Annotated in this window: 30 protein-coding genes and 1 pseudogene; 28 read left to right on the top strand and 3 right to left on the bottom strand. The window is 63.9% G+C overall.

Translation table 11 applies throughout. From position 1 onward, the window contains the following. From EOA49_RS17420 to EOA49_RS17410, 3 genes are all read left to right on the top strand, one after another. Positions 1-394: phage portal protein (locus tag EOA49_RS17420; RefSeq protein WP_127243269.1), on the top strand; the 394-nt coding region annotated here is incomplete at its 5' end. Between the two features lie 45 nt (positions 395-439). Further along, positions 440-832, top strand: coding sequence for a hypothetical protein (locus tag EOA49_RS17415; RefSeq protein WP_127239318.1), 393 nt, complete (start codon positions 440-442; stop codon positions 830-832). Positions 833-1110: 278 nt separating this feature from the next. Then, complete coding sequence (locus tag EOA49_RS17410) at positions 1111-1812, top strand: phage minor head protein (protein ID WP_127239319.1); 702 nt, start codon at positions 1111-1113, stop codon at positions 1810-1812. A gap of 53 nt (positions 1813-1865) precedes the next feature. Here the strand turns inward: EOA49_RS17410 and EOA49_RS17405 are convergent, their stop codons facing one another. The 3 genes from EOA49_RS17405 to EOA49_RS17395 form a co-directional block, all read right to left on the bottom strand. Next, positions 1866-2117 (bottom strand): GlsB/YeaQ/YmgE family stress response membrane protein, encoded by a 252-nt coding sequence (locus EOA49_RS17405; protein WP_127239320.1) that lies wholly within the window; start codon positions 2115-2117, stop codon positions 1866-1868. 107 nt (positions 2118-2224) lie between these two features. Continuing rightward, the gene (locus EOA49_RS17400; RefSeq protein WP_127239321.1) at positions 2225-2539 is read right to left on the bottom strand and encodes a HigA family addiction module antitoxin; all 315 of its coding nucleotides are present in this window, start codon (positions 2537-2539) and stop codon (positions 2225-2227) included. After that, the gene (locus tag EOA49_RS17395; protein ID WP_127239322.1) at positions 2539-2817 is read right to left on the bottom strand and encodes a type II toxin-antitoxin system RelE/ParE family toxin; all 279 of its coding nucleotides are present in this window, start codon (positions 2815-2817) and stop codon (positions 2539-2541) included. Before EOA49_RS17395 ends, EOA49_RS17400 begins: the two co-directional genes overlap by 1 nt. A 78-nt stretch (positions 2818-2895) precedes the next feature. On the opposite strand from EOA49_RS17395, the gene EOA49_RS17390 reads away from it, so the two are divergent. From EOA49_RS17390 to EOA49_RS17270, 25 genes and pseudogenes are all read left to right on the top strand, one after another. Beyond that, entirely contained in the window at positions 2896-4872 is a 1977-nt protein-coding gene (locus tag EOA49_RS17390) for a DUF2213 domain-containing protein (protein ID WP_127239323.1), read from the top strand. A gap of 72 nt (positions 4873-4944) precedes the next feature. Then, on the top strand, positions 4945-5895 hold the full coding sequence (locus EOA49_RS17385; RefSeq protein WP_127239324.1) for a hypothetical protein: 951 nt from the start codon (positions 4945-4947) through the stop codon (positions 5893-5895). Positions 5896-5955: 60 nt separating this feature from the next. Continuing rightward, a complete protein-coding gene (locus EOA49_RS17380) occupies positions 5956-7050 on the top strand; it encodes a hypothetical protein (RefSeq protein WP_206519851.1) in 1095 nt (364 codons plus the stop codon). A gap of 676 nt (positions 7051-7726) precedes the next feature. Further along, positions 7727-7996, top strand: a complete 270-nt coding sequence (locus EOA49_RS17370) for a helix-turn-helix transcriptional regulator (protein ID WP_095825883.1) — start codon at positions 7727-7729, stop codon at positions 7994-7996. 132 nt (positions 7997-8128) lie between these two features. Then, entirely contained in the window at positions 8129-9856 is a 1728-nt protein-coding gene (locus tag EOA49_RS17365; RefSeq protein ID WP_127239326.1) for a SulP family inorganic anion transporter, read from the top strand. 123 nt (positions 9857-9979) lie between these two features. Next, a complete protein-coding gene (locus EOA49_RS32695; RefSeq protein WP_164746623.1) occupies positions 9980-10621 on the top strand; it encodes a hypothetical protein in 642 nt (213 codons plus the stop codon). A 25-nt stretch (positions 10622-10646) separates the two neighbouring features. Further along, positions 10647-11072, top strand: a complete 426-nt coding sequence (locus EOA49_RS32690; RefSeq protein WP_164746624.1) for a DUF4054 domain-containing protein — start codon at positions 10647-10649, stop codon at positions 11070-11072. A gap of 12 nt (positions 11073-11084) precedes the next feature. Continuing rightward, positions 11085-11459, top strand: coding sequence for a hypothetical protein (locus EOA49_RS33090; RefSeq protein WP_206519852.1), 375 nt, complete (start codon positions 11085-11087; stop codon positions 11457-11459). Positions 11460-11463: 4 nt separating this feature from the next. Beyond that, positions 11464-11907, top strand: coding sequence for a hypothetical protein (locus tag EOA49_RS17350; RefSeq protein ID WP_127239328.1), 444 nt, complete (start codon positions 11464-11466; stop codon positions 11905-11907). Positions 11908-11924: 17 nt separating this feature from the next. Further along, the gene (locus EOA49_RS17345; protein WP_127239329.1) at positions 11925-12506 is read left to right on the top strand and encodes a hypothetical protein; all 582 of its coding nucleotides are present in this window, start codon (positions 11925-11927) and stop codon (positions 12504-12506) included. Positions 12507-12512: 6 nt separating this feature from the next. Further along, positions 12513-12905, top strand: a complete 393-nt coding sequence (locus tag EOA49_RS17340) for a hypothetical protein (protein WP_127239330.1) — start codon at positions 12513-12515, stop codon at positions 12903-12905. 1 nt (position 12906) lies between these two features. Further along, a complete protein-coding gene (locus EOA49_RS17335) occupies positions 12907-13179 on the top strand; it encodes a hypothetical protein (protein WP_127239331.1) in 273 nt (90 codons plus the stop codon). Continuing rightward, complete coding sequence (locus EOA49_RS17330) at positions 13179-13910, top strand: hypothetical protein (RefSeq protein ID WP_127239332.1); 732 nt, start codon at positions 13179-13181, stop codon at positions 13908-13910. Before EOA49_RS17335 ends, EOA49_RS17330 begins: the two co-directional genes overlap by 1 nt. 25 nt (positions 13911-13935) lie before the next feature. Then, the gene (locus EOA49_RS17325; RefSeq protein ID WP_127239333.1) at positions 13936-15894 is read left to right on the top strand and encodes a DUF3383 family protein; all 1959 of its coding nucleotides are present in this window, start codon (positions 13936-13938) and stop codon (positions 15892-15894) included. A gap of 33 nt (positions 15895-15927) precedes the next feature. Next, positions 15928-16359: a hypothetical protein gene (locus EOA49_RS17320; protein WP_067328704.1), complete on the top strand. Its 432-nt coding sequence runs from the start codon at positions 15928-15930 to the stop codon at positions 16357-16359. An 8-nt stretch (positions 16360-16367) separates the two neighbouring features. Further along, a complete protein-coding gene (locus tag EOA49_RS17315; RefSeq protein ID WP_067328706.1) occupies positions 16368-16877 on the top strand; it encodes a hypothetical protein in 510 nt (169 codons plus the stop codon). Positions 16878-16970: 93 nt separating this feature from the next. Next, positions 16971-19088: a phage tail tip lysozyme gene (locus EOA49_RS17310; RefSeq protein WP_127239334.1), complete on the top strand. Its 2118-nt coding sequence runs from the start codon at positions 16971-16973 to the stop codon at positions 19086-19088. Beyond that, positions 19088-19663: a phage baseplate protein gene (locus tag EOA49_RS17305; RefSeq protein ID WP_127239335.1), complete on the top strand. Its 576-nt coding sequence runs from the start codon at positions 19088-19090 to the stop codon at positions 19661-19663. Before EOA49_RS17310 ends, EOA49_RS17305 begins: the two co-directional genes overlap by 1 nt. Then, a complete protein-coding gene (locus EOA49_RS17300; RefSeq protein WP_127239336.1) occupies positions 19663-19977 on the top strand; it encodes a hypothetical protein in 315 nt (104 codons plus the stop codon). Before EOA49_RS17305 ends, EOA49_RS17300 begins: the two co-directional genes overlap by 1 nt. Positions 19978-20249: 272 nt before the next feature. Beyond that, positions 20250-21113 carry a hypothetical protein gene (locus EOA49_RS17295; RefSeq protein WP_127239337.1) on the top strand — a complete coding sequence of 288 codons (864 nt, stop codon included), beginning with the start codon at positions 20250-20252 and terminating at the stop codon, positions 21111-21113. Then, positions 21110-21772 carry a hypothetical protein gene (locus EOA49_RS17290; RefSeq protein ID WP_127239338.1) on the top strand — a complete coding sequence of 221 codons (663 nt, stop codon included), beginning with the start codon at positions 21110-21112 and terminating at the stop codon, positions 21770-21772. Before EOA49_RS17295 ends, EOA49_RS17290 begins: the two co-directional genes overlap by 4 nt. Further along, a complete protein-coding gene (locus EOA49_RS17285) occupies positions 21769-22119 on the top strand; it encodes a hypothetical protein (protein ID WP_127239339.1) in 351 nt (116 codons plus the stop codon). The genes EOA49_RS17290 and EOA49_RS17285 overlap by 4 nt, the downstream gene beginning before the upstream one ends. Before the next feature lie 3 nt (positions 22120-22122). After that, a complete protein-coding gene (locus EOA49_RS17280) occupies positions 22123-23559 on the top strand; it encodes a baseplate J/gp47 family protein (protein WP_127239340.1) in 1437 nt (478 codons plus the stop codon). Positions 23560-23565: 6 nt separating this feature from the next. Continuing rightward, the gene (locus EOA49_RS17275; RefSeq protein WP_127239341.1) at positions 23566-24315 is read left to right on the top strand and encodes a DUF2612 domain-containing protein; all 750 of its coding nucleotides are present in this window, start codon (positions 23566-23568) and stop codon (positions 24313-24315) included. A gap of 10 nt (positions 24316-24325) precedes the next feature. Further along, positions 24326-25642, top strand: a pseudogene (locus EOA49_RS17270) (hypothetical protein); the annotation flags it as partial.

Below are 25642 nucleotides of genomic sequence, written 5' to 3'. Positions count from 1 at the left end.
GAACGCCTCCTCCGAGGGCGAAATCCAGGTCTTCTACGACTACGTTCACTCCTTCCAGGAGCACCTGTTTCGCCGGCCGATCCATCGCCTGCTCGGGTTGGTGATGATCTCGCTGTGGGGCGAGACCGATCCTGGCATCGACTTCGAGTTCGAAAAGCTCGAAGAGACCAACGAGAAGGAAGCGGCCGAGGTTGAAAAGACCAAGGCCGAGCGCGACGTCATCCTGATCGACGCCGGCGTGATTTCGCCTGAGGAATCGCGCCAGCGCGTTGCCGGCGATCCGGACTCGGACTTCTCCTCGATCGATGTCGAGGACCTGCCCGACCTCCTCGAAGAGGAAGAGGACGGCCTGGTGGTCAAGGGCGGGTCCGAGGAACGAGACGAGGCGGCGTGAACGAGGCCCCGCGAAATCCGGCTTCGGCTGGTCGAGTTGGTGGGCATGAGCACGCCGGGCGAGATCGACCCTGACAAGTTCTTCCGAACCGTTCTCGTGTTGGAACGGTTTGTTTGGGACCCGGGTGTTGCCAAGCCCGAGGAGCCGGCAGATAGTGCTGACTCCCGTGGACGGGCGCGGCTGACAATGCCAATGCAATCAAAAGCGGAGGAAATCTGGTTTCGGATTTTCTTCAATTTCGTACGAATTTTCGGGATCGTGTTTCGCGCTATTGCGGTCTTGATCGGCCTCTGCGCGTTAGCCGATCTATTGCGATTGACACACTTTGGTTACCCTGATTTCTCGCTGATCTTCCTATGCGGGTTCTACGCAGTCGGTCATTACATTTCTAAATTTGGCCGCCTTATGCTTCAGTCCCAGCGTGAACCCGGAATTTAAGCAGGCAGGCAGAGTTGCCATTCTGGACGAGGCAGCAGATAGTCCTGCACCCGACACAGACACGACCGCCACCTTCTTGATCACGCTCCACCTCTGGGAACTTCTCAAAACACAGACGCCCGACGATCGCGAGATCGCCGAGACGCTGAGGGATCGTGATGTCCAGCCTGCAAAGTCGTCGGACGGCCAAGCGCAACGAAAAGGTGCTTCGCCCCGTCCGACCGAACGTCGGGATCGAAACGGCCTATAGGGGCCGCCTGACGCGCTTGATCGACGCCATGAGCGACAGCGTGATCTACTGGCTGAAAGCCCCCTACCGGGCCAATGCGCCCCGCATAGCGCAGGACGAGACGCCGGCGGATGCGCTGCGCCGATCGATCCGCAAGCTTGCCGCGCAGTGGACCAAGCGCTTCGACGTCGCCGCGGTGAAGCTCGGCGACTATTTCGCGCTCTCGGTCGAGAAACGGTCGAGCGCCGCCTTGCGCAAGATCCTGCGCGACGGCGGCATCTCGGTCGAATTCAAGATGACGGCGGCGATGCGCGACGTCGTGGACGCGACTATCCACGCCAATGTGGCGCTGATCAAGTCGATCCCGTCGCAGTATTTCGACCAGGTCGAAGGCGCGGTGATGCGGTCGGTGCAGACCGGCCGCGACCTTGCCGGCCTGGTGCAGGATCTCGAGCGCTATTCCGGCATCACCCGGCGCCGGGCCGCCTTCATCGCGCTTGACCAGAACAACAAGGCGACAGCGGCCTTCAACACGGCGCGCCAGCTCGAACTCGGTATCGATGAGGCTGAGTGGCACCATAGCGGCGGCGGCAAGGAACCTCGCCCCACGCATGTCCAGGCCGGCCGCGAAAAGGTCCGTTACAAGATTTCGACGGGCTGGTACGACCCGGCCGTCAAGCGTTTCATCCGGCCGGGCGAGGAACCCGGTTGCCGATGCGTCGGGAAGCCGATCATCAAGGGCTTCTGCTAAGGAAAAGCGCGTGATCGTATGGGATCACGCGCTTGTGCGCCCGGTTTGCCGGTTCAGCGTCTGAACATTCGGGCAACAGCGATCAAAATACATGCGCCAATGAAGCCGGCGACGAGATAGCCAAGCCATCCGGTCAATGACACGCCCAGCAATCCGAGAAGGAGGTTAGCGACGATGGCGCCGACAACCCCCAAAAGGATGTTCATGAGCACGCCCATATTGCTCTTCATGAACATCTCGGCGAGCCAGCCGGCGATCCCGCCGATGACGATAGCCGCTATCCAACCGACACCTGCATTGTCCATGTTTCCCCTTTCCTAGAACCGAAATTGGTTCAGCGGAAAAACGTGCGGTAAACGAATAAAGTTCCTCGAGTGCGTCTGTGAACAGTCGACGCGCTCTCGATGACCGCTCAGGCGGCAGCGTGCAGCGTCGGGATGGCCTCGATCTCGGCGCTGAGCGCCTTCTCGGCCTGCTCCAGATCATAGTTGCGCTGGAGGTTGAGCCAGAGCACCGGGCCGTTGCCGACCAGCTTTCCAATGCGGAGAGCCATCGCGACCGTGATGGGCTGCTTTTCGTCCAGGATGTCGTAGAGCGTGCGGCGCGAAATGCCGAGCAGCTTGGCGATCTCGGTCTTCGATACATTGAGCGACGGAATGACGTCTTCGCGCAGAAGCTCGCCGGGATGCATCGCGGGCAGGCCGCGCTTGATGGGTGTCGTGTTCATCAGTGGTAATCCTCTAATTCGACTTCGGTTGCGTCTTCGCCGTCCCATGCAAACGTGATGCGGTAATTGCCTGTGACCCGGACCGAAAAGCGACCCTTGTCGCGACCCGAGAGGCCGTGGAAGTGATAGCCAGGAAGGTCCATGTCCTGGGGCCGCGCCGCCGCTTCCAAGGCCCGCAGGATGCGAGCGACACGCTTGTCGTCCTGAACGCTGAGACCGCGTGCTTTGCCGGTTTCGAAGAAGCGTTGCAGGGCTTTGTTTCGGAACGTCTTGATCATGCTTAGAGTGTAAGGCGCTACCTTACATAAGTCAACCAAAGTGTGAGGTCAAGCCTTACATTTAAGGAGCGATTTTCGATGCCTGCGAAGTCTGAGGCCCAGCGCCGCGCCATGTACGCAGCGGCCGAGGGTCGAGGCGTGCTCGGCATCCCGAAGGCGGTCGGCGAAGAGTTCGTCGGCAAGGACAGCGCGGGGCAGGCGGCCTCGCTGATGCTGGTCGCGCCCGATGGCGATGTCCTGGTGCTCCGGCGCTCGTCGACCGATACCAGCTGGCCCGGCCATTGGTGCTGGCCCGGTGGCAAGTCGGATGAAGGCGAAGACGCCGAGACGACGGCGGCGCGCGAGACCACCGAGGAGATCGGCACGCTGCCGTCTGGCGCGCGCCAGCTCATCGATACGCGCGGCACCCCGAATGGCTGGGTGCATCACACCTTTGCTCAGGCCGTCGAGACGAAATTCGCGCCGGTGCTGACCGACGAACATTCCGGCTATGCCTGGGCTCCCCTGCGCTCGCTGCCCGAGCCGCTGCATCCGGGCCTGCGCGACATGCTGGGCGAGCGGCTTGGCATAGCGGCCGACATGTCGCCTGAGGCATGGGACTCGCTGCGCTCCAACTTCGTGAAGTGGACGAGGGGCGAAGACATCGTGATCGAGGGCGCTTGCCCGATTTGCGGCGGCACCGGCGAACTCGCTGGACCTGGGATCGTGTGCGACGAATGCCGCGGCACGGACGCGGTGGCACAGGCCAACGACGCGCTCGCCATGGATCGCAATAGCGTGCGCTCGTTCGACCAGGACGGCCATCTGCGCGTCGAGATGACGCCGATCTCAAAGGCCAACATCTGCCCCTACTATGGCCGCGAAATCCCGGACTTCGAGGCGCTGGCGCTCGATCCCGAGCGCATCTATCGCCTGTACCGCGATGCGGACGAGCTCGCGAAAGCCGCCCCGACCTTCGTCGGCAAGCCGCTCTTGCTCAAGCACATCCCGGTCAGCGCCAAGGATCACCCGCGCGAAGCCGTGGTCGGCGCGCTCGGCGATGCCGTCGAGTTCCATGCGCCCTATCTCATGGCGCCGCTCAGCATCTGGGATGGCGCTGCAATCGCGCTGATCGAATCCGATCGGCAGAAAGAACTTTCGAGCAGCTATCGCTACCGGGCCGACATGACGCCCGGGACGCTGGCTGGAGAATGCTACGACGGCGTGATGCGGGACATTTCCGGCAATCACGTCGCGTTGGTTGAGGAAGGCCGCGCCGGGCCTGATGTTGTTGTCGGCGACAGCAAAATGGAGATCATCACGATGAAGAAAACAGCACTGCTGTCGCGCATGGCGTCCGTCGCCCACGGCGCGATCCTTGCCCACGTCATGCCCAAGCTGGCAGCCGATCAGAAGATCGATCTTGGCCCAGCGCTGGCTGACATCACCGCCGAGAACTTCAAGGCCAAGCGGCCTGCGCTCATCGAGGCGATCGCAAAGGCCACGAAGGGCAAGCTCGCCGCTGACGCCAAGCTCGACGGTCTCGAGGCGGTCCTCGTCGCGCTCGACGAAGTCGAGGTCCAGGAAGCCATAGACGAAGACGACGAGGAGGAGGACGACAAGAAAAAGAAAGCCGAGGACTCCGAAGAGGAGGAGGACGAGGACGAGAAGGAGAAAAAAGCCGAAGATAGCGACGACGAGGACGACAAAGTCGACAGGAAGGCTATGGACGCGGCGATCGCCGCAGCTGTAGCGCAGGCCAAGACCGAGGTCCGCGCCGAGATGCTCAAGTCGGCCGCCGAAGTGCGCGCCGCCGAGGAGGCCGTTCGTCCCTACATCGGCAAGCTCGCCATGGCCCATGATAGCGCGGATGCCGTCTATCGCACCGCGCTCACCTCACTCGGCGTCAACATCGATGGTGTCCATCCCTCGGCACTGCCGGCCATTCTCAAGGCCCAGCCGCTACCTGGCGTCGGCGCACCGAAGAAGCCGGTCGTCGCCCTGGACGCTGCCGGGGTGAACTCGTTCTACGAGCTTTTCCCAGCCGCCAAGACCCACATCGTCAAGTCGCTCTAAGGCGAGCGGCTTCCCCTTCCAAGCCCGTCGAGCCGGCCAGCGAGCCGGCTCTTTTCATTTAGGAGATCGCCCATGTCTGGGTTTCAGACGCAGGTAGCCTACAATCCCGCCCCCGCTGTCGGGGGCGACTTCGCTTCCACCAATCCCCGCTCTACGGTCCTTGCCGCCGCTGGCGCGCTGGTCTGCGGCGCTCTAGGTGCTGTCATCGGCCGCTTCGCCTGGCTGAGTTATGTCCAAGCCGACAGCGACAATGCGCCGGCCGTGGTCAACACCTTCGGCACCGGCCCGGTCGCAGGCTTCGTCCATCGTGAGCAGCAGGGCCTAATCGAACAGTATTTGCAGGAATCCACCATGCTGGTCCCGGCCGGCTTCCCCATCACCCTTTTCGATGGCGGCGATTTCTGGGTGAAGAACGCTGGCGCGACGCCTGCCCTGGTCGGCCAGAAGGTCTACGCCAACTATGCCGATGGCACGGCGACCGCTGCTCCGTCCGGCTCGCCGAATGGCGCGACCACTTCGGCCGGCTCCATCGCAGCCGCGACCAGCGGCTTACTGGGCTCCATCGTCGGCAATGTGCTGACGGTCACGACGGTCAACTCGGGCACGATCTATCCAGGCACCACCATCTCGGGTACCGACGTCGTCAACGGCACCAAGATCGTGCAGCAGCTCACTGGTACCCCGGGCGGTGTGGGCACGTATGCGGTCAACATCCCCGACCAGGACGTCGACCCCGGGACAGAGATTTCCGGCACCTATGGCGTGTTCACGGCGGGCGGCGCTATCGCTGGCGTCTTCGGCGTCGGTGACACGCTGACCGGCGCCGGCATCACCGCAGTCACCACGATCACCCAGCAGCTCACCGGACCGGCCGGCGGCGCTGGCAGCTACGCGGTCGACGTCAACACCGTCGTCAACGCGGCGGCGCTCACCGCGGCCACCAACGTCGAGACCAAGTGGACCGTGCGTTCCTTCGCGCAGCCCGGCGAGCTGATGAAGATCAGCTCTTGGCCTCAGGGCTAAACCCGCCCGTCAATCTCAAAACCATGCGCCGCAAGCCGGCGATCTGTGAGGATAATCACCATGAAATTTCACGACTTCGATCAGGCCGCTGCGGCGTGGGCTCAGCATCGCTCGATGTTCGAGCAGGCCGGTATCTACCTTCCCGATGCACGCGCCTACATCGTCGAGGCGTTCCGCACCAATCATCTCGCGATGGATGCACAGCCTCAGCTAGCGACAGCACCGAACGCCGGCATCCCGGCGTTCCTCACCACGCTTGTGGATCCTGAGGTCTACCGCATCCTTTTCGCCCCAACCAAAGCTGCCGAAATCTTCGGCGAAATTCGAAAGGGCACTTGGATCGACCAGACGGCGATGTTCCCCGTCGTTGAGCAGACCGGCGAAGTGTCGAGCTATGGCGACTACAACGACAACGGCAGAGCCGGCGCCAACATGAATTGGCCGCAGCGCCAGTCCTATCTGTTCCAGACGATTTCCGAGTATGGCGAGCTGGAAATCGAGCGCGCCGGCCTTGGCCGCGTCAATTGGGTTGGCGAGGTGGATGGCGCCGGCGTCACGGTGCTCGCACGATTCCTCAACACGACCTACTTCAAGGGCGTGCAGGGCTTGCAGAACTATGGCCTTCTCAACGATCCGAACCTGGCGGCTCCGATCACCCCGGCGCCGAAGGCTTACGGCGGCGTGAAATGGATCAACAACGGCCAGATCGTCGCCACCGCGAATGAGATCTATTCCGACCTCCAATCACTGTGGCTGCAGCTCGTTACCCAGACAGCCGGCCTGGTCGACCAGAACACCAAGATGACGCTGGCCATGTCGCCGGAATCGCAGCTTGCCATGACCGCGACCAACTCGTTCAACGTCAATGTTGAGGACCTGCTCAAGAAAAACTTCCCGAACCTTCGCGTCGTCTCGGCGGTGCAATATAGGGCGGAGACAGCGATCAACCCGACGGGCATCTCAGCCGGCAACGTGGTTCAGTTCATTGCCGACGGCATCGATGGTCAGCAGACCGGCTATTGTGCGTTTAACGAAAAGCTCCGCGCTCATCCAATCGTGCGCGCGCTCTCCTCGTGGAAAAAGAAAATGTCCAGCGGCACCTGGGGCGCGATCATCCGGCAGCCGATGGGCATTTCCCAGATGGTGGGCGTTTAGATGGCGTAGAGATAGTATTGCGCGCCCCAATACGAGCCGCATTCATCCACTGGTTTGGGGCTGGGACGAAGTAGGCTTGCGCCTAAGGCATTCCAGACAGGCGACCGCTGCACGGCTTCAAGGATTGCAGGAACACTACAGCGTCATACGGCAACAACATACGCGCTTGTGCCGCAAGTCTGCTCACCAGTTCTTGTTGGCGGGCAATGATTTGCTCGCCTTCACGGTCTCTGCCATCTCGACTGGTGTTCCCGTCGGCATAGCACCTATCGGCGCTTGATCTCCGCACCGTGGGCGATCAAACCTGCCTCGTCCGCGGTTCCAGCCTGAAAGCGCCGAGCAGAATTGAAGCTAACCATTCCCTCTCAGCAGCATGCGCGTTAACCGCGAGAACCTTTTTCAAGACGCGTTCAATCATGGCCATATCGTCTGGTCCGATGTTTCCTTGGGATCAAAGCCGCTGCCGGCTCCGCAGCTTGTCCTGCCTGCTTGCCGGCTGCCGCGGGGGTTTTGCCTGCGCCATGCTGTGCTGGCTTGAGGCTCGGCTGCTGCAGCGGAGCAAGGCCGTTTACGGACAGCGAGTGGCCAATGTCTCATCCAAAATGAATGAGGCTTGAAGCATCATGATATTTGTATTATCCATTGATACCGCAGACTCAGACAAAGGTTCTGGCCGATGATCACTGCTGCGCAGATGCGCGCCGCGAGGGCGTTGGCCGGTATCGACCAGCGAACTCTTGCCGAGCGCGCCGGAGTTTCGCTTCCGACGATACAGCGCATGGAGGCGAGCGAGGGTGTCGTGCGAGGCGTTGTCGACACGTTGATGAAGGTCATCCAGGCCCTTGACGAGGTTGGCGTGGAACTGATCGGCGAGAACCAGACCAGCGAGCGCGGCGGCAGGGGCGTACGCCTCAAGGCCACCGTGGCGCAGAACCCGCAAGGCTGAGCCGCAACCGCATCCGCCCCGGAAACCCTTGCCGGTTTCGGGCAGCGCAATGCGGGGTCGCAACAGTTATCGCGACGGCGACCGCCGACATGCAGCCGACGATCCCGCCGCCCTTTGGAGCGGAATATGGTCATGGATCAGGCTCGGCCTGCAATTCACCATCAAGCACGGCCGACATTCGCCGAGCTGTTCACACCAAAGCTGGTGACGGTGCTGCGCGAGGGCTACCACCTCAAGCAGCTGAGGGCGGATGTGATCGCCGGCCTGACAGTCGCCATCGTGGCGCTGCCGCTGTCGATGGCGATCGCGATCGCCTCGCATGTGGAGCCCGAGCGCGGACTGTTTACGGCGATCATCGGCGGTTTCATCGTCGGCGCGCTTGGCGGCAGCAGGTTCCAGATCGGCGGGCCGGCCGGCGCCTTCATCGTGGTCGTGGCCTCCGCTGTCGATCAGCACGGCGTTGACGGACTGATCCTGGCAATGCTCATGGCCGGCGCCTTCCTGCTCGCGGCCGGTTATCTGAGGCTCGGCGCCTATGTGAAATTCATTCCCTATCCGGTGACCGTTGGTTTCACCGCGGGCATTGCCGTGATCATCCTGTCCAGCCAGTTGCATGACCTGTTCGGCCTGACTCTGCCGGGGAAGGAGCCCGGCGACCTGTTGCCCAGGCTTATCGCACTTGGCAGGGCGGCCGGAACGGTAAATCCAGCGGCCATTGCCGTCGCCACGCTGACGATAGGGATCATCGTGGGCATGAAGCGCTGGCGGCCTTCATGGCCGGGCCTCCTGGTCGCGGTGGCGGCGGCCTCTCTCGCCACGACGCTTCTCGGCCTTCCCGTCGAAACGATCGGCACCCAGTTCGGCGGCATTCCGCGGATCTTGCCCGACCCGACTCTGCCGGCCTTCGACGCGCATAAGCTCGTCTCTGCAGTACCCGACGCAATTTCCTTTGCCCTGCTCGGAGCAATCGAATCGCTGCTGTCGGCCGTGGTCGCGGACGGCATGACCGGCCGACGGCACCGCTCCAACTGCGAACTGGTGGCGCAGGGCATCGCCAATATCGGCTCGGCGCTGTTCGGCGGGATCTGCGTGACCGGACTGATCGCGCGCACGGCGACCAACATCCGCGCCGGCGCGCATGGACCGTTGTCGGGGATATTCCATTCCGCCTTCCTGCTGCTATTCATGGTGGTGGCTGCCCCGCTTGCCAGCTACATCCCGCTGGCGGCGCTCGCCGGGGTGCTGGCCACCGTGGCCTGGAACATGGTGGAGAAGCCCGCCTTCTTGGCGCTGATCCGATCGTCCTGGGGCGATGCCCTGGTGCTGCTGGCAACCTTCGGACTTGTCACCTTCCGCGACCTTACCACCGGCATCGTGATCGGTTTTGCGCTGGGCGCCTTGCTGTTCATCGGTAGGATGGCTCGTTCGGTCGAGGTAGAAGCGCATGTCCCGCCGGTGACGGACGACCGCGCCGATGATGAGAACGGCGGCCGCTTCGCCTACGATCTTGGCTCAGCCACGGATCCCGACACCGTCATCTATCGCATATCCGGTGCTTTCTTCTTCGGCGCGGCGGCAACGGTCGCCACGGTGCTCGACCGCATCGCGGACCAGAGCAAGAACTTCATACTCGACTGCTCGGCGGTGCCTTTTCTGGATTCGACCGCGGCAAACGTGATTGAAAGCACCGTGCACAAGGCAGGGCGGGCCGGAGGACGCTTCATCATCGCGGGCGCCTCGTCGCAGGTGAGACGCACACTGATAAGCCATGGCGTCAAGCGGCCGCTGGTGACCTATGCCGCCTCGATCCGTGACGCGCGGGCGCAGCTGGACGAAAAAGCGGAGACGCGGCTCGGCTAGCTTCGGATTGGCGCGCGCGGCGATCAGGCAGCAGGGGACGGAAGGCTTTGGCGTATGAGAGCGGGGCTCTGACTAAACGGGACTGAGGTGGGTAGCGAGCGGTCGAGCCGTCCCGACTCTTCTATGCCCGAGGCGCAAACAGCGCCCGATTATCACCCAGACGGAACTCCCGGCAATCGGCGATTGGATTCGGCGAGGGGCACCATCATCTTCGCGGATGCTCTGAGCAAAACGGCCGCCCACGGCTGTGAGCTGCGTTCGATTCCCAGCATCCGCTCCACTGACGCCATCGGCGACGGCCACCGTTTTTCCACCAACCGGAGTAAATCAATGTCCACGACTGTCACTGTTGCCTGTAAGCTTCCGCATGGCCTCGTTCTGCGCCTTCACGAGATGGTCGAGCAGAACGAACCGACCGCCGGCGGCAGCTTTCGGAAGGTGAAACGCGCCCAGGTCATCGGCGAGCCCGTTGTCCTGAAAGGCTACCTGCGCCGCTTCGACCGCCGCAAGGAGCCCGCCCCGATGGCCCAGGACAGCGACTACGCCCTGACCTATGGCGTCGATGCTGATTTCTTCAAGAAGTGGCTCGAGCAGAACAAGGACCTCGACGCGGTCAGGAACAACCTCGTCTGGGCCCATACCGAGACTGACATGGTCGAGGGCTTCATCAAGGAGCATGAGGCGCAGAAGTCGGGACTCGAGCCGATCGATCCCCACAACCTGCCGCGTGGCATCCAGGCCTACAAGGCGGATGCCGCGGCCTGACACGCAACCCCCAGGGAGGTTCGCCATGGGCGTTATCGTCGAGTTCAGCTTCGCGAACTTCATCGCGATCTACCCTCAGTTCGCAACGCTCAGCCAGCCGCAGGTTTTGCAGGGCGCGCTCCCGGTTGCGACGCTCTACTGCCGCAATGACGGCGGCGGCCCCGTCACCAAGACCGAGACGCAGACCACGCTGCTCAACCTGATGGTCGCGCACATTTGCCAGCTCATGTACGGCGCGAACGGTCAAGCGCCGGGCGGGATCGTAGGACGCGTCTCGAATGCTGCCGAGGGCAGCGTGTCGGTGCAGGCCGACTTCCCCGTGACGCCCAACAACGCCTGGTTCATGCAAACCCAATTCGGCGCGGCTTACTGGCAGGCCACCGCCGCCTACCGGACCATGCGCTACATCCCCGGCCCGCGCCGCGTCTTCAACCCGTGGCTCAACCAGTAAAGGACATCACCCATGGACCTCCTCCAGCAATTGATGCGCGAGTTTCGTGCCTTCCGTCAGCACGCCGAAGATCGCATCCAGACGCTTGAGCGCAGCCTGCGCCTCGCTTCGCCGGCTCCTCTTGTGGATGCGCAGGAGACGCCCGCCACCTCCACGGCGGCCGCAGATGGCGCGGCAGGCGCAACCGGCGCCGCCGGCGCGACGGGCGCGACCACTGGTGCCACCGGCGCGGCCGTCGACAGCGGAGCGACCGGCGCTGCGGCCGACGTCAGCGCAACTGGTGCCACGAGAGCAACCGGCCCGGCCGATCCTGCTGTTGATGCAAAGGCGAAGGCAAAGGCGAAAGCCGCCGATCAGCCCGCCGATCAGAGCGCACCCAGCGCGTAAAGCGATGGTGAAGCTCTCCGGCGGCGACAAGCTCGCCGCGAAGCTGGCCGAGATCGCCAAGAGCCTCCAGAACGCCGTGTCGGTCGACGTCGGATTCCCGGAGGGTGCGACCTATCCCGACGGTACCTCCGTCCCGCTGGTAGCGGCGCTGAATGAATTTGGGACCCGCGACACGGCGCCCCGCCCGTTCTTCCGGGGCATGATCGACGACAAGAGCCCCGAATGGCCCGACGCCGTGGGCAATCTCCTGGTCGCGAACGGCTACGACGCCGAAAAGACGCTGGGCCAGACGGGCGAGGCCATCAAGGGCCAGTTGCAGGCGGCGATCACCGCCTATGACGGCCCGCCGCTGCAGCCCGCCACCATCGCCCGCAAGGGCAACGACAAGCAGCTCGTCGACACCGGCCACATGCTGGCGTCGGTCGACTATGCCGTCAAGAAACCCTGAACCCGGAGACCACTAAGATGAGGGCCGTCCTTTTTTCGAGCAACGTCGGCGACATTCCAGCCGACCTGGCATTCAAGAACAATTTCTCGGCCGTGACCGATCCGGCCGCCACCGACGACGCGAGCGAGGGTTATCAGGTCGGCTCGGCCTGGGTGAACACCGCGACCGACACCGCCTTTGTCTGCGTCGATGCGACCGCCGGCGCTGCCATCTGGACCTCCTCCGCACAGGTCGGCAGCACCCAGGGCGCGCCGGCAGCGCACACCGTCTCAGGCACGCTGGCGCCGGCCGATCTGCTCGCCGGCATCATCACCATCCAACAGGGCGTAGGCGCGGCCTCAGTGCAGCAGCTCCCGACCGGTGCCGCGCTCCAGGCAGCACTGCCGGCCGACTTCCAGGCCAACGACTCCTTCGACGTCTCGGTGATCAACACCTCCATCGTCGATGCCGAGGATGCGACCATCACCACCAACGCCGGCATGACGCTGGTCGGTTCGATGGACTTCCCGGCGCACAGCAGCCCCACGATCCCGTCGAGCGGCATCTTGCGCTTCCGCAACACGGGCGCCGGCACCTTCACGGTCTACCGCGTCGGCTGACCGAACATGAACCTGCACGGGATCGTTTCGGCGGCCATCGGCACGGTCAACCCGTTCGTGACCGCTACGCTGAAACGGTCCAGCGGCTACACCACGGCGGTCGACGGCACGCGCACGCCGAGCTTTGTCGACGTGCCTGGCGTCTCTCTGCAGGCGCAGTCGCTTACCTACAACGATCTGCAGCTGCTCGACGGTCTCAGCATTCAGGGCGTGCGCCGCGCCGTCTATTTGAACGGTTCGGCCCTCGGCGTGGTGCGCGAGCTGCAAGTCGGCGGCGATCTTTTCGTCTTCCCCGCCGGCACCTTCCCGGAAGGCAACACATGGCTCGTGGCACTCGTGCTCGAGTCCTGGCCCGACTGGTGCAAGTGTGCCCTGACCCTACAAATGGATGGAGCCTGATATGGCGAACGGAACCTTCACGGTGCCATGCCCTGCCGGCCAGTGGACTAAGGTCGCCGACGGCGCCAACTATTCATCGGCGCTGTTGCAGGTGACCAGCATAGGCGGCGTGTTGGCAGCGATCGCGGACAGCCAGCCGGCGGCGGGTGCCTCAAACGGCGTCCTGCTCTCCCAGAGCTTTGTTCCGTTCCCGCTCGCCGCCGGCGACCAGGTGTGGTGCCAGCCGGTCGGCGCCGGCGAGGCCACGGTGCGCGGGATCGGCACCAGCGTCTGATGAGCGGCCCGGTTCCCAGCCAGTCTGGCATCCAGACGGTCCTGCGCGGCTTTCTGCTGCAATACCTGCCCGCCGGCGTCGAGGTCATCTCGGCCCAAGGCAACCGCGTCTCGGAGCCGGCTGGCGATTTCGTCACCATGACGGTGAGCCGCCGCGGTCGCCTCTCGACCAACGTCGACACCTATCAGGACTGCGCCTTTGAGGCCTCCATCGCCGATGCGGTGATGACGGTCACTCAAGTCTCGTTCGGCGCGCTCCTGGTTGGGGCGAGCGTCTTCGGAACGCCGGTGACAGCAGGCACCGTAATCAGCGAGCAGACCGGCGGTATGCCGAGCGGCGTCGGAACCTATACCATCACGCCGGCGCAGACCGTGCCAGCGCAGATCCTGTCGAGCGGTGCCGAGACCATCGTGCAACCCACCGACGTCGTCATCCAGCTTGACGTGCACAGCGCGTCGGATGGCAGCGCGTCCGACATGGCGCAGACGATCGCCACCCTGATCCGCGATGAGCGGGCGACTCGGTATTTCGCGGACGCCGGCATGGATGGCGCGCCGCTCTATGCTGACGATCCCAAGCAGGTCCCGTTCTTCAACGGCGAGCAGCAATACGAGACCCGCTACGTCGTCGACGTGCACCTGCAGGCCAACCAGGCAATTGGCCTGCCACAGCAATTCGCCGACCAAGCCGTGATCGACGTCGCCAACGTCGAAACGACTTTCCCGGCCTGACCCTCAAACAGAAAGGACCTGGTCCATGACGACCATCCCGGCCTCGCAGCTTGTGAACGTCGTTCCGAACGTTCTCAACGCGGGCGGCAACGCGCTCGTGATGAACGGCCTCGTGCTGACCCAAAACACCCGCGTCCCGATTGGGCAGGTGCTCTCGTTTCCGAACGACGGTGTGTCGGTGTCGAACTTCTTCGGCCCGTCCTCGGAAGAGGCCGAGATCGCGGCGGTCTATTTCAACGGCTTCAACAACTCGACTCAGAAGCCTGCTACGATCCTGTTCGCGCAGTATGCGTCCGCGTCGGTCGCGGCCTATCTGCAAGGCGGCAAGGCCGACCAGCTCTCGCTGGCGCAGCTCCAGGCTTTGAGCGGCACGCTCAGCGTCAACGTCGACGGATATGTGCGCACCGCGAACGCGATCGATCTGTCGAGCGCAAACAGCTTCTCGGCCGCCGCGGCGCTGATCCAGACCGACCTGAACTCCGCTCCTCCGCAATCGGCCACCTTGACGGGCACCATCGCCCCTGCAACGGCAGCCGTGACCGCTTCCATCGCCGGCAATGTCATGTATGTGACCGGCGTGACGTCGGGCGTTCTGGTCGCAGGGGCGGCGCTCTCCGGCGCTGGCGTGTCGGCCGGCACGCAGATCACCGACCAGCTGTCGGGAACGCCCGGCGGCATCGGCGAATATGCCGTGTCGATCGAGCAGGTGGTCGCCAGCACCGCCGTCTCGGCAACCTATGGCACCCTCACGGTCACTGCGCTCGCAAGCGGCACCTTGGCGGTCGGCCAGACGCTTGCCGGTGCAGGGGTGACGGCTGGCACGCGCATCGTGCAGCTTGGCAGCGGCGAGGGCCTTACCGGCACATACTTCGTCGACAAGACCCAGACGGTGGCGAGCGGCGCTATCACGGCGTCGGCCACGCCGCTGGACGTCACCTATGACTCCGTCTCCGGCGGCTTCGTCATCACCTCGGCCGTTGTCGGTGCGGCGTCGTCCGCAGCCTTCGCCACCGGCTCGGTCGCGGCTGGCCTCTTCCTGACGCAGGCGACCGGCGCGACGCTCTCTCAGGGCGCCGATGGAACGACGCCAGCCGCCTTCATGGCTGCGATCACCCAGCTCACCCAGAATTGGGCGACGTTCATGACGATCTTCGACCCCGATGGCGGCTCGGGCAGTGCGCAGAAGCAGGCCTTTGCCGAATGGGTCAACAACACCAACAAGCGCTATGCCTACATCGCCTGGGACACGGACATCACGCCCACCGAAGGCAACGATGCGACGTCGAGCTTCGGCAACATCATCTCGAGCGCCAATCTCGACGGCACCTGCGCCATCTACCATCCCGCCGGCGGCATCACGACGCCCGCGCAGATCGCGGCCTTCATCTGCGGCGCGGCGGCCTCGATCGACTTCCAGCAGACCAACGGCCGCATCACCTTCGCATTCCGGGGGCAGGATGGCCTGGTGGCAGGCGTCACCACCGCGACTGTGGCGAGCAACCTCATCGCCAACGGCTATAACTTCTACGGCGCCTACGCGACGGCCGCGCAGCAGTTCCTGGAGTTCCAGAACGGCACGGTGTCGGGCGAGTTCGAATGGCTGGACAGCTATATCAACCAGATTTGGCTGAACAACCAGCTCCAGCTCTCCCTCATGGAGCTGCTCCAGAACATCAACTCGGTTCCGTATAACGCGGCCGGCTATGAGCTGATCAAGGCGGCCTGCCTCGACCCGATCAACCAGGCGCTGAATTTCGGTGCCATCCGCGCCGGCGTGACACTGTCGGCGCTCCAGATCGCGCAGATCAACTCGGCCGCCGGCGTCAAGGCGAGCGACACCCTCCAGCTGCAAGGCTGGTATCTCCAGGTCAAGGACGCCACCCCGCAGGTGCGCCAGGCCCGCCAGAGCCCGCCGATCAACTTCTGGTACATGGACGGCGAGTCCGTGCAGCAGATCGAGCTGACCTCGACCCTCGTCCAGTAAGCGGCAACCAATCCACCCGTCAGGAGCCAGACCATGTCGACCCTAACCGCCGCAAACGCGGTCATTACCCTTGCCGTGCCGAACCTCTTTCCGACCCCGGTTCAGCTGCAGGGCTTCGCCACTGACAACATCTACGACATGGACAGTGTCGACCAGGTGGAGACCGCCATGGGCGTCGACGGCATCCTGTCGGGCGGCTTCGTCTACAACCCGATCAACCAGACGTTCGTGTTGCAGGCCGATTCCCCATCGATCGCCTTCTTCGAAACCTGGGCTGCGACGCAGGTGCAGGCCAAGGACGTCTACACGGCCAACGGCTCGACCACGCTCCCGTCGCTCGGCCGCTCCTACATCTCGACCAAGGGCTTCCTGGTGAGCCTGCCGCCGATGCCGGCGGCGGCCAAGATCCTGCAGCCGCGCCGTTTCGCGATCCGGTGGCAGAGCGTCCAAAGCGTCCCGAACTGAGGTAATCCATGCGTAAAGAGATCGACGTCACGATCGCCGATGACGGCCGTGACCAGGGGAAGACCTTTCACATCCGCGAGATGCCGGCGACGCGCGCCGAGAAATGGGCGATGCGCGCGCTGCTGGCCGTGGCGCGCTCCGGCGTCGAGCTCCCCGACGACTTCGCCGGCATGGGCATGCAGGGCATCGCCATCGTGGGCATACGAGCGATCACCAAGATCGCGTTCGAGGATGCCGAGCCGCTGCTCGACGAGATGATGGAATGCGTCACCATCAAGCCCGATCCCCGCAACCCGGCCATCCAGCGCCCGCTGATCGAGGGTGACGTCGAGGAGATCGCGACGCTGATCCAGCTCCGGCAGGAGGTCATCAACCTTCACGTCGGTTTTTTTACCAAAGGCGACCAGTCGAAATCGATCTCGACACAGTCGCCGGCGTCCACCTCCTCGAATACGGCAATGTCTCCCGAGCCATCGGTCAGGTTCTCTCAAAGGGCAAAACCTCGCTCCGCGAGCTAGACGAGTGGCTGTCGATCGAGGACGTCCACGACCTTCTCGAAGTGGCGATGGTCGACGCCCACAACCTGATGCTGCTGAGGAAAAGGGACGAGAATGCCAACGGTCATTGACAGCCTGATCGTCACGCTCGGCCTCGATCCCAAGGACTTCACCGATCAGAAGAAGAAGACGTCCGAGAGCTGGCTCAAGACCGTCAACGCTTTCCGGAAGGGCGGCAAAGACGTCGAGGAAAGTTCGAAGAAGGCCGCCGAGACCGTCAACCTGATCACGCGGCGCGTGCTCGAACTCTTCGCCGTCTTCACCGGCAGCCAGGCACTCAGCGAGTTTGTGCGCAAGCTCACCAATGCAGACGCCTCGCTTGGCCGCTTCGCCTCGAGTCTCGGTGAATCGCCCCAGCGCATCGCGGCCTGGGAGAATGCAGCCGAACGCTTCGGCGGCTCGGCCGACGCCACCGCGTCGACCCTGGAGCGCGTCAACAAGCAGCTCTACAACCTCAACAAGAACGGTGAGGCGCTGCCTCGCGAGTTCTCGCAGTTGCAGGCCTGGACCGGCATGCGGATCGACCCCAACCATGGGCTCGATCGCTACCTTTCCGATGTCGCCGCGGCTTTGCAGAGGTTGCACCAGATCGACGCCGGCGCGGCTCACAATGTCGCGCAGGCGCTGGGAATCGACCCGGCGACCGAGCAGCTCATGTACAAGATGGGCTCAGGCATCGACGTCTATCTCGGGAAACTAGAGAAGAGCCTTTCGCCCAGCAATCAGGCGTTCGAGGCGGCGCAAAAGCTCCAGGCTAGCTGGAACGAATTGCTCCAGCACATCATCGCGCTCGCCAACGCCATCTATGACAAGCTCGGCCCGGTCCTGGTCGACGCGGCCGACAGGATGACGACCTGGATCGAAAAGAACCAGGACTGGATCCGGACCGGCATTGTCGACGCGGTGAAGAAATTCATCGACTGGCTCGAAAAGATCGACTGGAACGCCGTCGAGACCGGCATGCAAAATTTCGCGCACGGCGCGAAAGAGGTTGTCGACGGGGTCGGCGGCATCGTCCATGCCACCGAGATCCTGTTCGGCCTGTGGCTCGGCGCGAAGTTTCTGCGCGTTCTCGCCAATATACGCATGCTCGCTGCGGGAGGTGCCGGCGGCGTCGCCGCTGGCGGTGCTCGTGCGGGCCTGGGCTTTCTCGGCACCATCTCAACGGGCGTTGGAATGCTTCTTGCCGGCGCGGCCGCCGTCAAATGGGGCGGTGCGCATGTGCGCCACGACCTCGACAACCGCGACCATGGCAGCATAGGCAATTGGGTCATGGCTCATCTGCGCAAGGCGCCGGGAAGCCATCCCGGCAAGGATGCCGACGACAAGATCGCCGTCGACGGCAAGCCGATCTCGAGGAGCAATCCCGTGCCGGTCACGATGGCCGAGCAGAGCAACTCGGGCGGCGGCTTCTGGAGCAATCTCCTCAGTGGCATCGGCGCTGCGTTCGGCGGCGGCAGCGCATCGTCCAAGGCCGGCGGTCTCGTCGGCGGCATGGTGGGCGGGACCGGTCCTACCGGCCCGCAGCACGCCTCTGGTGGCACCCGAGGCTGGTGGACGCCAGAACGGCAATCGCAGGCTTACCAGACCCTCACGGGCGGCGGCCTGTCGGATGCCGGCGCGCGCGGCCTCATCTCGCGCTGGATGAATGTCGAGGCGGCTGGGGGTCCCTCGACCGTCAACAGCATCGGCGCGTCCGGTGTGGCGCAATGGCTGGGCTCGCGAAAGGCGCGCCTCATGGCCTTCGCGAAGGCGCGCGGCAAAGACTGGAACGATGCCGACACGCAGTATCAGTTCGTCCTGTCCGAACTGAACGGCTCCGAGAGCCGGGCCGGGAGCATGCTGCGCAATGCCAAGACCGACGCGCAGGGCGCAACCGGTGCCTCGATGTTCGAACGCGCCGAGGGCTACAATGCCTGGTCGGGCATGGACGCCTACACCGGTAAAACCTATCGGGGCATGAAGGCCATCAACACTGGCGCCGCCTCGGCGGCGCTGTCGAACATCTCGAGCACCCACACAGCCACGACGTCGACCAGCTCGGTCGAGGCCCATATCGGCAAGGTCGAGGTTCACAGCCAGGCAACCGATGCCAACGGCGTTGCGGCCGACATCAACGACGCGCTCAGCCGGCGTCTCTTCACCGCGCAGGCAAATAGTGGATTGGCGTGATGGCCGGCATTCTTGAACTTCTGACCCAGGATGCCTTCGGGTTGCTGTCGAGCGCATTCGGCCTGCAACCGTGGGGCATCTATTTCGGCGGCGTGCCGGTGATCGTCGCCGACAACGTCGTTGAAGTGCAGTATCGCCAGCAATGGTCGATCTCTGACTTCCCGGTCGAGCAGGGGACCTTCGAGAGCTACGACAAGGTCCAGATACCCTACGATGCGCGGCTCCGCTTCACGGCCGGCGGATCGGCGGCTAACCGCGCTGCGATGCTGGCCTCGATCGCGGCCGTCGCTGGCGACACCAACCTCTACGACGTGGTGACGCCGGAGGCGGTCTATCTCTCCTGCAACATCACCCACTACGACTACAGCCGGCGCTCGAATGAGGGGATGGGGCTTCTGTCGGTCGATATCTGGCTGATCGAAGTGCGCCAAGCCGCCGGCGCCGCTATGTCCAACACCCAGGATCCAAGCGGGGCATCTCAGGTCAACGGCGGCACTGTCCAGACCGTGCCGGCGAGCAGCGCGCAGCTCGAGCAATTCCAGACGTCGTCTGGGCTACCGGCCGGGCGCCTCTGATGGTCATCATCCCTCTGCAGGCGGTGCCGAACCAGGCGGTCGGCGTGACGCTGGACGGGCAGGTCTCGCAGATCAGCCTCTACCAGAAGAACACGGGTCTGTTCATCGACCTCTATGTCGACAACGTGCTCGTGATAGGCGGGGTGATCTGCCAGAACCTCAATCGGATCGTCCGGTCTCTCTATCTCGGCTTCTCCGGCGATCTGCTCTTCATCGACAACCAGGGCGACACGGACCCGTATTACACCGGGCTCGGCACCCGCTACAGCCTCGCCTACGTGTCGGCGAGCGAGCTTCCGGCGGGCGTCGGCTGATCAGTTGCAGCGTTTGAACCGGTCGCCGGCAAAGCAGGTGTGGAGCTGCTTCAACTGCGCCGCTACCGCCTCGCGCTGGTCGCAAGCCTTGATGGTGTCGGGATCATCGCCCGATCCGCCGCGGCACTGCTCACAGGTCGAGATAGGTCTTCTCGAGCGCGGCCTTGTTCGGCTTCGCCAGCGCCGGCGCGACGGTGAAAAGCAGGAGGGCGGTCGCGGCGGCAAGGACTTTCGGCATGGTCGTAACTTTCTTCATGTGAGGCGGTGATCGGATGGCATTCAGCCAGAAGCGAATTTCCGTCGAGTTCGAACTCGCCAATGGACAGTTTGAAGGCGGCGGCAACACCGCAGAAGTCGCCGGTTTGCGCGTCGCCTGCAACATCGTCAACGCCGGGCAAGGCTCCGGGCAAGCGGAAATTTCGATCTGGGGCCTGCCGCTCGCTCTGATGAACCAGCTATCCACCGTCGGTTCACAGTATCTCCAGATGTACAAGAACGGCATTTCGGTGCTCGCTGGAGACGACGAGACCGGGCAGAACGTCGTGTGGACGGGCGCCATCGTCTATGCCTACGTCGACGCGCAGGCGATGCCGGATGTGTGCTTCCGGATCAGCTCGCTCCCGGGCGTTTTCCATGCCGCGAAGCCGATCCCGCCACTGAGCATCAAGGGCTCCGGCGACGCCTCGCAGATGATGAAATCTCTCGCGGGGCAGATGGGCCTCGCGTTCGAGGACGCTGGCGTCAAGGTGAAGTTCGCCAACCCCTACTATCCGGGCACGGCATGGACGCAGATGCTGGCGATCGCGCGCGACGGCGGCTTCGACGTCGGCATCGATCGCGGCACGATGGTGATCACGCCACCGGGCAAGGCGCGAAACAGCGACACGGTTCTGATTTCGGCAGAGACCGGCATGGTCGGCTACCCGTTCTTCCAGCAGGCCTTCGTGCTGGTCCGCGCGCTCTACAATCCGGCGGTGAAGTATCAGGGCAAGGTGCAGATCCAGAGCGACCTGACGCCGGCAAACGGCACATGGAAGGTCAACCGCCTCGAGTATCAGTTGGAGGCAATGATGCCCCACGGAAAGTGGTTCATGCTCCTCGAATGCATCGCCGTTGATGCCTCGGCGCCGGCATGAGCGGCCAAGGCTATTTCGGTCAGCAGACCACATCTGACGACACCGCCGAGATCAACCGGCTGCGCTTCCTCATTCGCCAGGAGCTGGCGCAGGCGCGCACGGGCATCCCCGTCAAGGTCGCCGCGGTGCATGGTGGCGGCGTCGGCGCGCCGCCCACGGTGGATGTGATGCCGCTGATCAATCAGACGGACGGGCAAGGCAACCAGACGCCCCACGGCGTCATCTACGGCATCGCCACGATGCGCAACCAGGGCGGCACCAACGGCATCATCAACGATCCGAAGGTCGGCGACATCGGCCACATGACGATCTCGGACCGCGACATCTCGGCGCTGAAAGCCAACGGCGGAGCGCAGTCAAACCCGGGCAGCTTCCGGCGCGGCAACATGTCGGACGGCATCTATCAGGGGGCCATCGCCAATCCGGCCAACCAGGACCAGGCCGTCCAGTTTACCGAGGGCGGAATCAAGCTCTTCGACAAGAACGGGCAGATCATCGAGTTCGCGGCCGGCTCCGTCACCATCACCACCGCGCAGCTGCGGGTGACGGGCGACGTCATCGCCGGCGCCGGTGGCGAGAACATCAGCGTGCTCAACCATCTTCACACCAACGTCCAGCCCGGCGGCGGCACGTCAGGCCCACCGGAGCCCGGAACATGAAGACGCTCCTTCTCGACACCGACACCTGGGACTTAGTGGCGGACGCGTCGGGCAACATCGCTGTCGCCGACGAGCCCTACGCGCTGGCGCAGGACGCGGCGAGCGCGATCAGGCTGTTCGCGGGCGAGCTCTACTACGACACCACGCAGGGCACTCCCTACTTCGACCAGATCCTGGGCAAGGCGCCGCCGGTCTCGCTCATGAAGGCGTACTTCAATCGTGCCGCCTTGACGGTGCCTGGCGTGGTCTCGGCGCAGACCTTCATCCAGTCCTGGACCGATCGGACTGTCACCGGCCAGGTGCAGGTGACGGACGCGGCCGGCAACACCACCGCAGCGAGCTTCTAGCACATGGTCGACACCACCAACGTTCCCCCACCGCAATGGACGGACACGGGGTTCCTGATCCCGTCGGCCGCGGAGGTGCTGGCGGGCGTGACCGAGGACATCAACGGCGCGTTCGGCGGCGTCCTCAATCCCGCGCTGAACACGCCGCAAGGGCAGCTCGCCAGCAGCGAGACGGCGGTAATCGACGAGGTCAACTCGACGTTCCTCTATTTCACCAACCAGGTCGATCCCGCCTATGCGACCGGCCGGATGCAGGATGCGATCGCGCGCATCTACTTCATCGAGCGCAACCCGGCCCAGCCGACGGTCGTGCAGGCGCTCTGCAGTGGCTTGCCGAGCGTCGCCATCCCGACGGGCTCGTTGGCCCTTGCCGAAGATGGCAACCAGTATCTGTGCACCGAGGATGGCGTCATCGGCGTCGACGGCACTGTCACCTTGCCGTTCGAGTGCCTGGTGGTCGGGCCGATCCCATGCCCTGCCGGAAGCCTCGACCAGATTTTTCGAGCGATCCCCGGATGGGATTCGATCACGAACCCGGATGACGGCGTGCTAGGCAACAATGTCGAGAGCCGGTCGGCTTTCGAGGCGCGCCGTGCTGCCTCCGTCGCGTTGAATTCGCAGGGCTCGCTTCCGTCGGTCCTGGGCGCGGTGCTGGCGGTGCCGAACGTCATCGACGCGTTCGTGACAGAGAACGCCAGCAATGACGTGCAGCAGATCGGCGGCGTCTCGATCTATCCGAACTCGCTCTATGTCGCGGTGGTCGGCGGCGATGCTGACGATGTCGCGCAAGCGATCTGGTCGCGCAAAGCGCCCGGCTGCGCATACAACGGCAATACGACGGTCACGGTCTACGACCAGAGCCCCGGCTATGTCCCGCCGTACCCTGCTTATCGGGTGAGCTTCGAGATCCCCGATCCGTTGGCGATCCTGTTCGCGGTCAACATCGTCAACACGCATCTCGTCCCCGCCGATGCCGCGACGCAAATCCAGAATGCCATCGTCAGCGCCTTTGCTGGCGGCGATGGTGGGCCGCGCGCGAAGATCGGCACCACGCTATTTGCGAGCCGCTTCTACGCGCCCGTGGCTGCCCTTGGCTCGTGGGCGCAGATCATCTCGATCGAGGTAGGCTCGAACAACAACCCCAGCGCCGTCTTCACGGGCCAGATCGCCGGAACGATACTGACGGTCTCCGCCGTTGCCTCGGGGGCGCTGGCGGTCGGGCAGATCATTTCCGACACCACCGGCGCGCTGACCGTCGGCACCACCATCACCGCGCTCGGCACCGGCTCGGGCGGCACCGGTACCTATGTCGTCTCGAACAACAAGAACGTGTCAATCGAGACCATGACGGCCGCGATCCCCAATCGCTTCGACATCGCCGTCGACATCGACCAGGTGCCGACGATCTCCCCCAACGACATCTTCGTCACCCTAACCTGATCGATCATGGAAGACACAGGACCTCCCTATCCCAGGCCACCGGCCGGGATACCGAACGGCTTTGGCCAATTCGCCATTGGCATCAGCCCGATCGGCGATTTCCCGCCTTTCGACGTTTGGCGCACTGTCATCAGCCAGTATGCGAATGCGCCCACGCTGACGCAGCTGATTGGGAACATCTTCTCGTATCTCGACCAGACGGCCAACTTCGATGCGTTCTTCGACTACATCTGGAACGTCGACACGGCGCAGGGCTACGGGCTCGACGTCTGGGGCCGCATCGTCGGCGTCAGCCGGGTTTTGCAGGTCACGACCGGGAACTGGTTCGGCTTCGATGAGGCGAAGCCGGGAGCCGATCCGTTCGGGCAAGGCGCGTTCTATTCCGGCGCTCCGCTCACCTCGAATTTCGCGCTGTCGGACGAGGCATACCGCCGGCTCATCTTCGCCAAGGCTGCAGCCAACATCACCAACGGCTCGATTCCGGCGATCAACCAGATCCTGCTCAGCCTCTTCCCCAACAGGGGCAACGCCTACGTTACCGAGGGCGGCAATTACGGGACATGGTTCGGCTTCGAGGAATCGCTGAACTCCGTCGGCTTCAACCAGGCATCGTTCTACGCGGGCTCGCCGATCGAGACGATGGCGATGACCTACACCTTCGCCTTCCAGCTGACCCCTGTCGAACTCGCGATCGTCCAGAACTCCGGCGTCTTGCCGAAGCCGACCGGCGTCAAGGCGTCGGTCGTCATCATCTAAGGGTCCCTCCATGAAGCTTTCCGCCTTGCCTGCCAAGTTCCCCGTAGCTTGGGGAGCTTCGGCGAGCCCGAGCTACATCCGCTCCATCCCGCTCGGCTCGCAGATCGGGATTGTGAATGGCGCGGCCTCACTGACCGACGGCTTTCCGCCACTCAACTTCCTGCCGGTCGGATCGGGCGGCGTGCCGCCGTTCGGCCAGGACATAAACGGCATTCTGCAGCAGATCACGCAATGGTCGCAGTGGCAGAATGCAGGCGGTCTGGTCCCCTACGATCCGGCCTTCTCGGCAGCGATCGGCGGGTATCCCAAGAGCGCGTTGCTGGCTGGCGCGGCGACTGGCGTCGTTTGGCTGAGCACGGCCGACGACAATACGTCCGACCCTGATACGAGCGGCGCGAATTGGGTCAACATCGGAGCCGCATCCGCGCCCATCATGGTCGGTACCGATGCGGGCTCGGCCAATGTCTGCACCGCCACGGTCCTGCCGGGGCCGAGCGCTTATGTCGACGGCCAGATCTTCGTCGTCCAGAAGGCCGCCTTCGACAACAACGGCGCCATGACGGGCAACATTGACGGGCTGGGCACCCATCCTATCGTGAACATGGACGGGACCGCGCTGACGGCAAAGCAATGGCCAGGGAGTGCCACCGGCATACTGGAGTTCAACAACGCAACGACGTCGTTCCGTCTGCTTAACCCGGCTGTGACCGTAGCCGCCAACGCGGGCCTTGCCGCGACCGATCAGCAGGTCCTTTCGCTGAGCATCACGAGTTTGCCGGCACCCACCGGAGCACTTTCCTTGAACGACAGCCTTCCGCTGCATGTGGTGTCGGACGGTGCGGATCGCGAGGTCACGCTAGCGGCGCTCGCCACAATTCTCCCTGGCGCGATGAAGGCCATGCGCGTCATGACGGCGGAACCTACACGCCCACGGTCGGTGCCAAGAGCATGCTCGTCTTTGCCACGGGCGCAGGCGGCGCAGGCGGCGGCAATGCCACGACAAACGGCTTCACCGGCGGCGGCGGAAGCGCGGGCGGAACGGCGGTCTATTTCGGCCCGGTCTCGCAGCAGACCGTCACCATCGGTGCCGGCGGCGTCCCCAATCCATCATCCGGTTCCGATCTCATCGGCGGTTCCGGCGGAACAACCTCTTTCGGCGCTCTTGCCGTCGCTACCGGCGGCATTGGCGGTTCTTCCAGCGGCACCAACTCATTTGGAGCGGGCGGCCAGGGGGTGGGAACCGGAACCGCCGGAACCCTCTTGGTGCCCGGCGGTGGCGGCTCGCCTGGTTCAGGCCATGAAGGCGGTTGCGGGGGCACCTCGTTCT

This window comes from Mesorhizobium sp. M1A.F.Ca.IN.020.04.1.1, from assembly GCF_003997315.1.
Lineage (GTDB): Bacteria > Pseudomonadota > Alphaproteobacteria > Rhizobiales > Rhizobiaceae > Mesorhizobium.
This window is presented reverse-complemented; position numbering and strand designations above follow the sequence as displayed.

What these genes read in the sequence shown, in the direction of transcription:
- EOA49_RS17415 (WP_127239318.1), top strand. Translation starts at nt 440, where the DNA reads ATGAGCACGCCGGGCGAGATCGACCCTGACAAGTTCTTCCGAACCGTT.
- EOA49_RS17395 (WP_127239322.1), bottom strand. Translation starts at nt 2,817, where the DNA reads ATGATCAAGACGTTCCGAAACAAAGCCCTGCAACGCTTCTTCGAAACC.
- EOA49_RS17275 (WP_127239341.1), top strand. Translation starts at nt 23,566, where the DNA reads ATGGAAGACACAGGACCTCCCTATCCCAGGCCACCGGCCGGGATACCG.
- EOA49_RS17335 (WP_127239331.1), top strand. Translation starts at nt 12,907, where the DNA reads ATGGCGAACGGAACCTTCACGGTGCCATGCCCTGCCGGCCAGTGGACT.
- EOA49_RS17345 (WP_127239329.1), top strand. Translation starts at nt 11,925, where the DNA reads ATGAGGGCCGTCCTTTTTTCGAGCAACGTCGGCGACATTCCAGCCGAC.
- EOA49_RS17320 (WP_067328704.1), top strand. Translation starts at nt 15,928, where the DNA reads ATGTCGACCCTAACCGCCGCAAACGCGGTCATTACCCTTGCCGTGCCG.
- EOA49_RS17380 (WP_206519851.1), top strand. Translation starts at nt 5,956, where the DNA reads ATGAAATTTCACGACTTCGATCAGGCCGCTGCGGCGTGGGCTCAGCAT.
- EOA49_RS17325 (WP_127239333.1), top strand. Translation starts at nt 13,936, where the DNA reads ATGACGACCATCCCGGCCTCGCAGCTTGTGAACGTCGTTCCGAACGTT.
- EOA49_RS17295 (WP_127239337.1), top strand. Translation starts at nt 20,250, where the DNA reads ATGGCATTCAGCCAGAAGCGAATTTCCGTCGAGTTCGAACTCGCCAAT.
- EOA49_RS17340 (WP_127239330.1), top strand. Translation starts at nt 12,513, where the DNA reads ATGAACCTGCACGGGATCGTTTCGGCGGCCATCGGCACGGTCAACCCG.
- EOA49_RS17365 (WP_127239326.1), top strand. Translation starts at nt 8,129, where the DNA reads ATGGATCAGGCTCGGCCTGCAATTCACCATCAAGCACGGCCGACATTC.
- EOA49_RS17370 (WP_095825883.1), top strand. Translation starts at nt 7,727, where the DNA reads ATGATCACTGCTGCGCAGATGCGCGCCGCGAGGGCGTTGGCCGGTATC.
- EOA49_RS33090 (WP_206519852.1), top strand. Translation starts at nt 11,085, where the DNA reads ATGGACCTCCTCCAGCAATTGATGCGCGAGTTTCGTGCCTTCCGTCAG.
- EOA49_RS17405 (WP_127239320.1), bottom strand. Translation starts at nt 2,117, where the DNA reads ATGGACAATGCAGGTGTCGGTTGGATAGCGGCTATCGTCATCGGCGGG.
- EOA49_RS17315 (WP_067328706.1), top strand. Translation starts at nt 16,368, where the DNA reads ATGCGTAAAGAGATCGACGTCACGATCGCCGATGACGGCCGTGACCAG.
- EOA49_RS17330 (WP_127239332.1), top strand. Translation starts at nt 13,179, where the DNA reads ATGAGCGGCCCGGTTCCCAGCCAGTCTGGCATCCAGACGGTCCTGCGC.
- EOA49_RS17310 (WP_127239334.1), top strand. Translation starts at nt 16,971, where the DNA reads ATGCCAACGGTCATTGACAGCCTGATCGTCACGCTCGGCCTCGATCCC.
- EOA49_RS32690 (WP_164746624.1), top strand. Translation starts at nt 10,647, where the DNA reads ATGGGCGTTATCGTCGAGTTCAGCTTCGCGAACTTCATCGCGATCTAC.
- EOA49_RS17385 (WP_127239324.1), top strand. Translation starts at nt 4,945, where the DNA reads ATGTCTGGGTTTCAGACGCAGGTAGCCTACAATCCCGCCCCCGCTGTC.
- EOA49_RS17285 (WP_127239339.1), top strand. Translation starts at nt 21,769, where the DNA reads ATGAAGACGCTCCTTCTCGACACCGACACCTGGGACTTAGTGGCGGAC.
- EOA49_RS17400 (WP_127239321.1), bottom strand. Translation starts at nt 2,539, where the DNA reads ATGAACACGACACCCATCAAGCGCGGCCTGCCCGCGATGCATCCCGGC.
- EOA49_RS17280 (WP_127239340.1), top strand. Translation starts at nt 22,123, where the DNA reads ATGGTCGACACCACCAACGTTCCCCCACCGCAATGGACGGACACGGGG.
- EOA49_RS17350 (WP_127239328.1), top strand. Translation starts at nt 11,464, where the DNA reads ATGGTGAAGCTCTCCGGCGGCGACAAGCTCGCCGCGAAGCTGGCCGAG.
- EOA49_RS17410 (WP_127239319.1), top strand. Translation starts at nt 1,111, where the DNA reads ATGAGCGACAGCGTGATCTACTGGCTGAAAGCCCCCTACCGGGCCAAT.
- EOA49_RS17300 (WP_127239336.1), top strand. Translation starts at nt 19,663, where the DNA reads ATGGTCATCATCCCTCTGCAGGCGGTGCCGAACCAGGCGGTCGGCGTG.
- EOA49_RS17290 (WP_127239338.1), top strand. Translation starts at nt 21,110, where the DNA reads ATGAGCGGCCAAGGCTATTTCGGTCAGCAGACCACATCTGACGACACC.
- EOA49_RS32695 (WP_164746623.1), top strand. Translation starts at nt 9,980, where the DNA reads ATGCCCGAGGCGCAAACAGCGCCCGATTATCACCCAGACGGAACTCCC.
- EOA49_RS17390 (WP_127239323.1), top strand. Translation starts at nt 2,896, where the DNA reads ATGCCTGCGAAGTCTGAGGCCCAGCGCCGCGCCATGTACGCAGCGGCC.
- EOA49_RS17305 (WP_127239335.1), top strand. Translation starts at nt 19,088, where the DNA reads ATGGCCGGCATTCTTGAACTTCTGACCCAGGATGCCTTCGGGTTGCTG.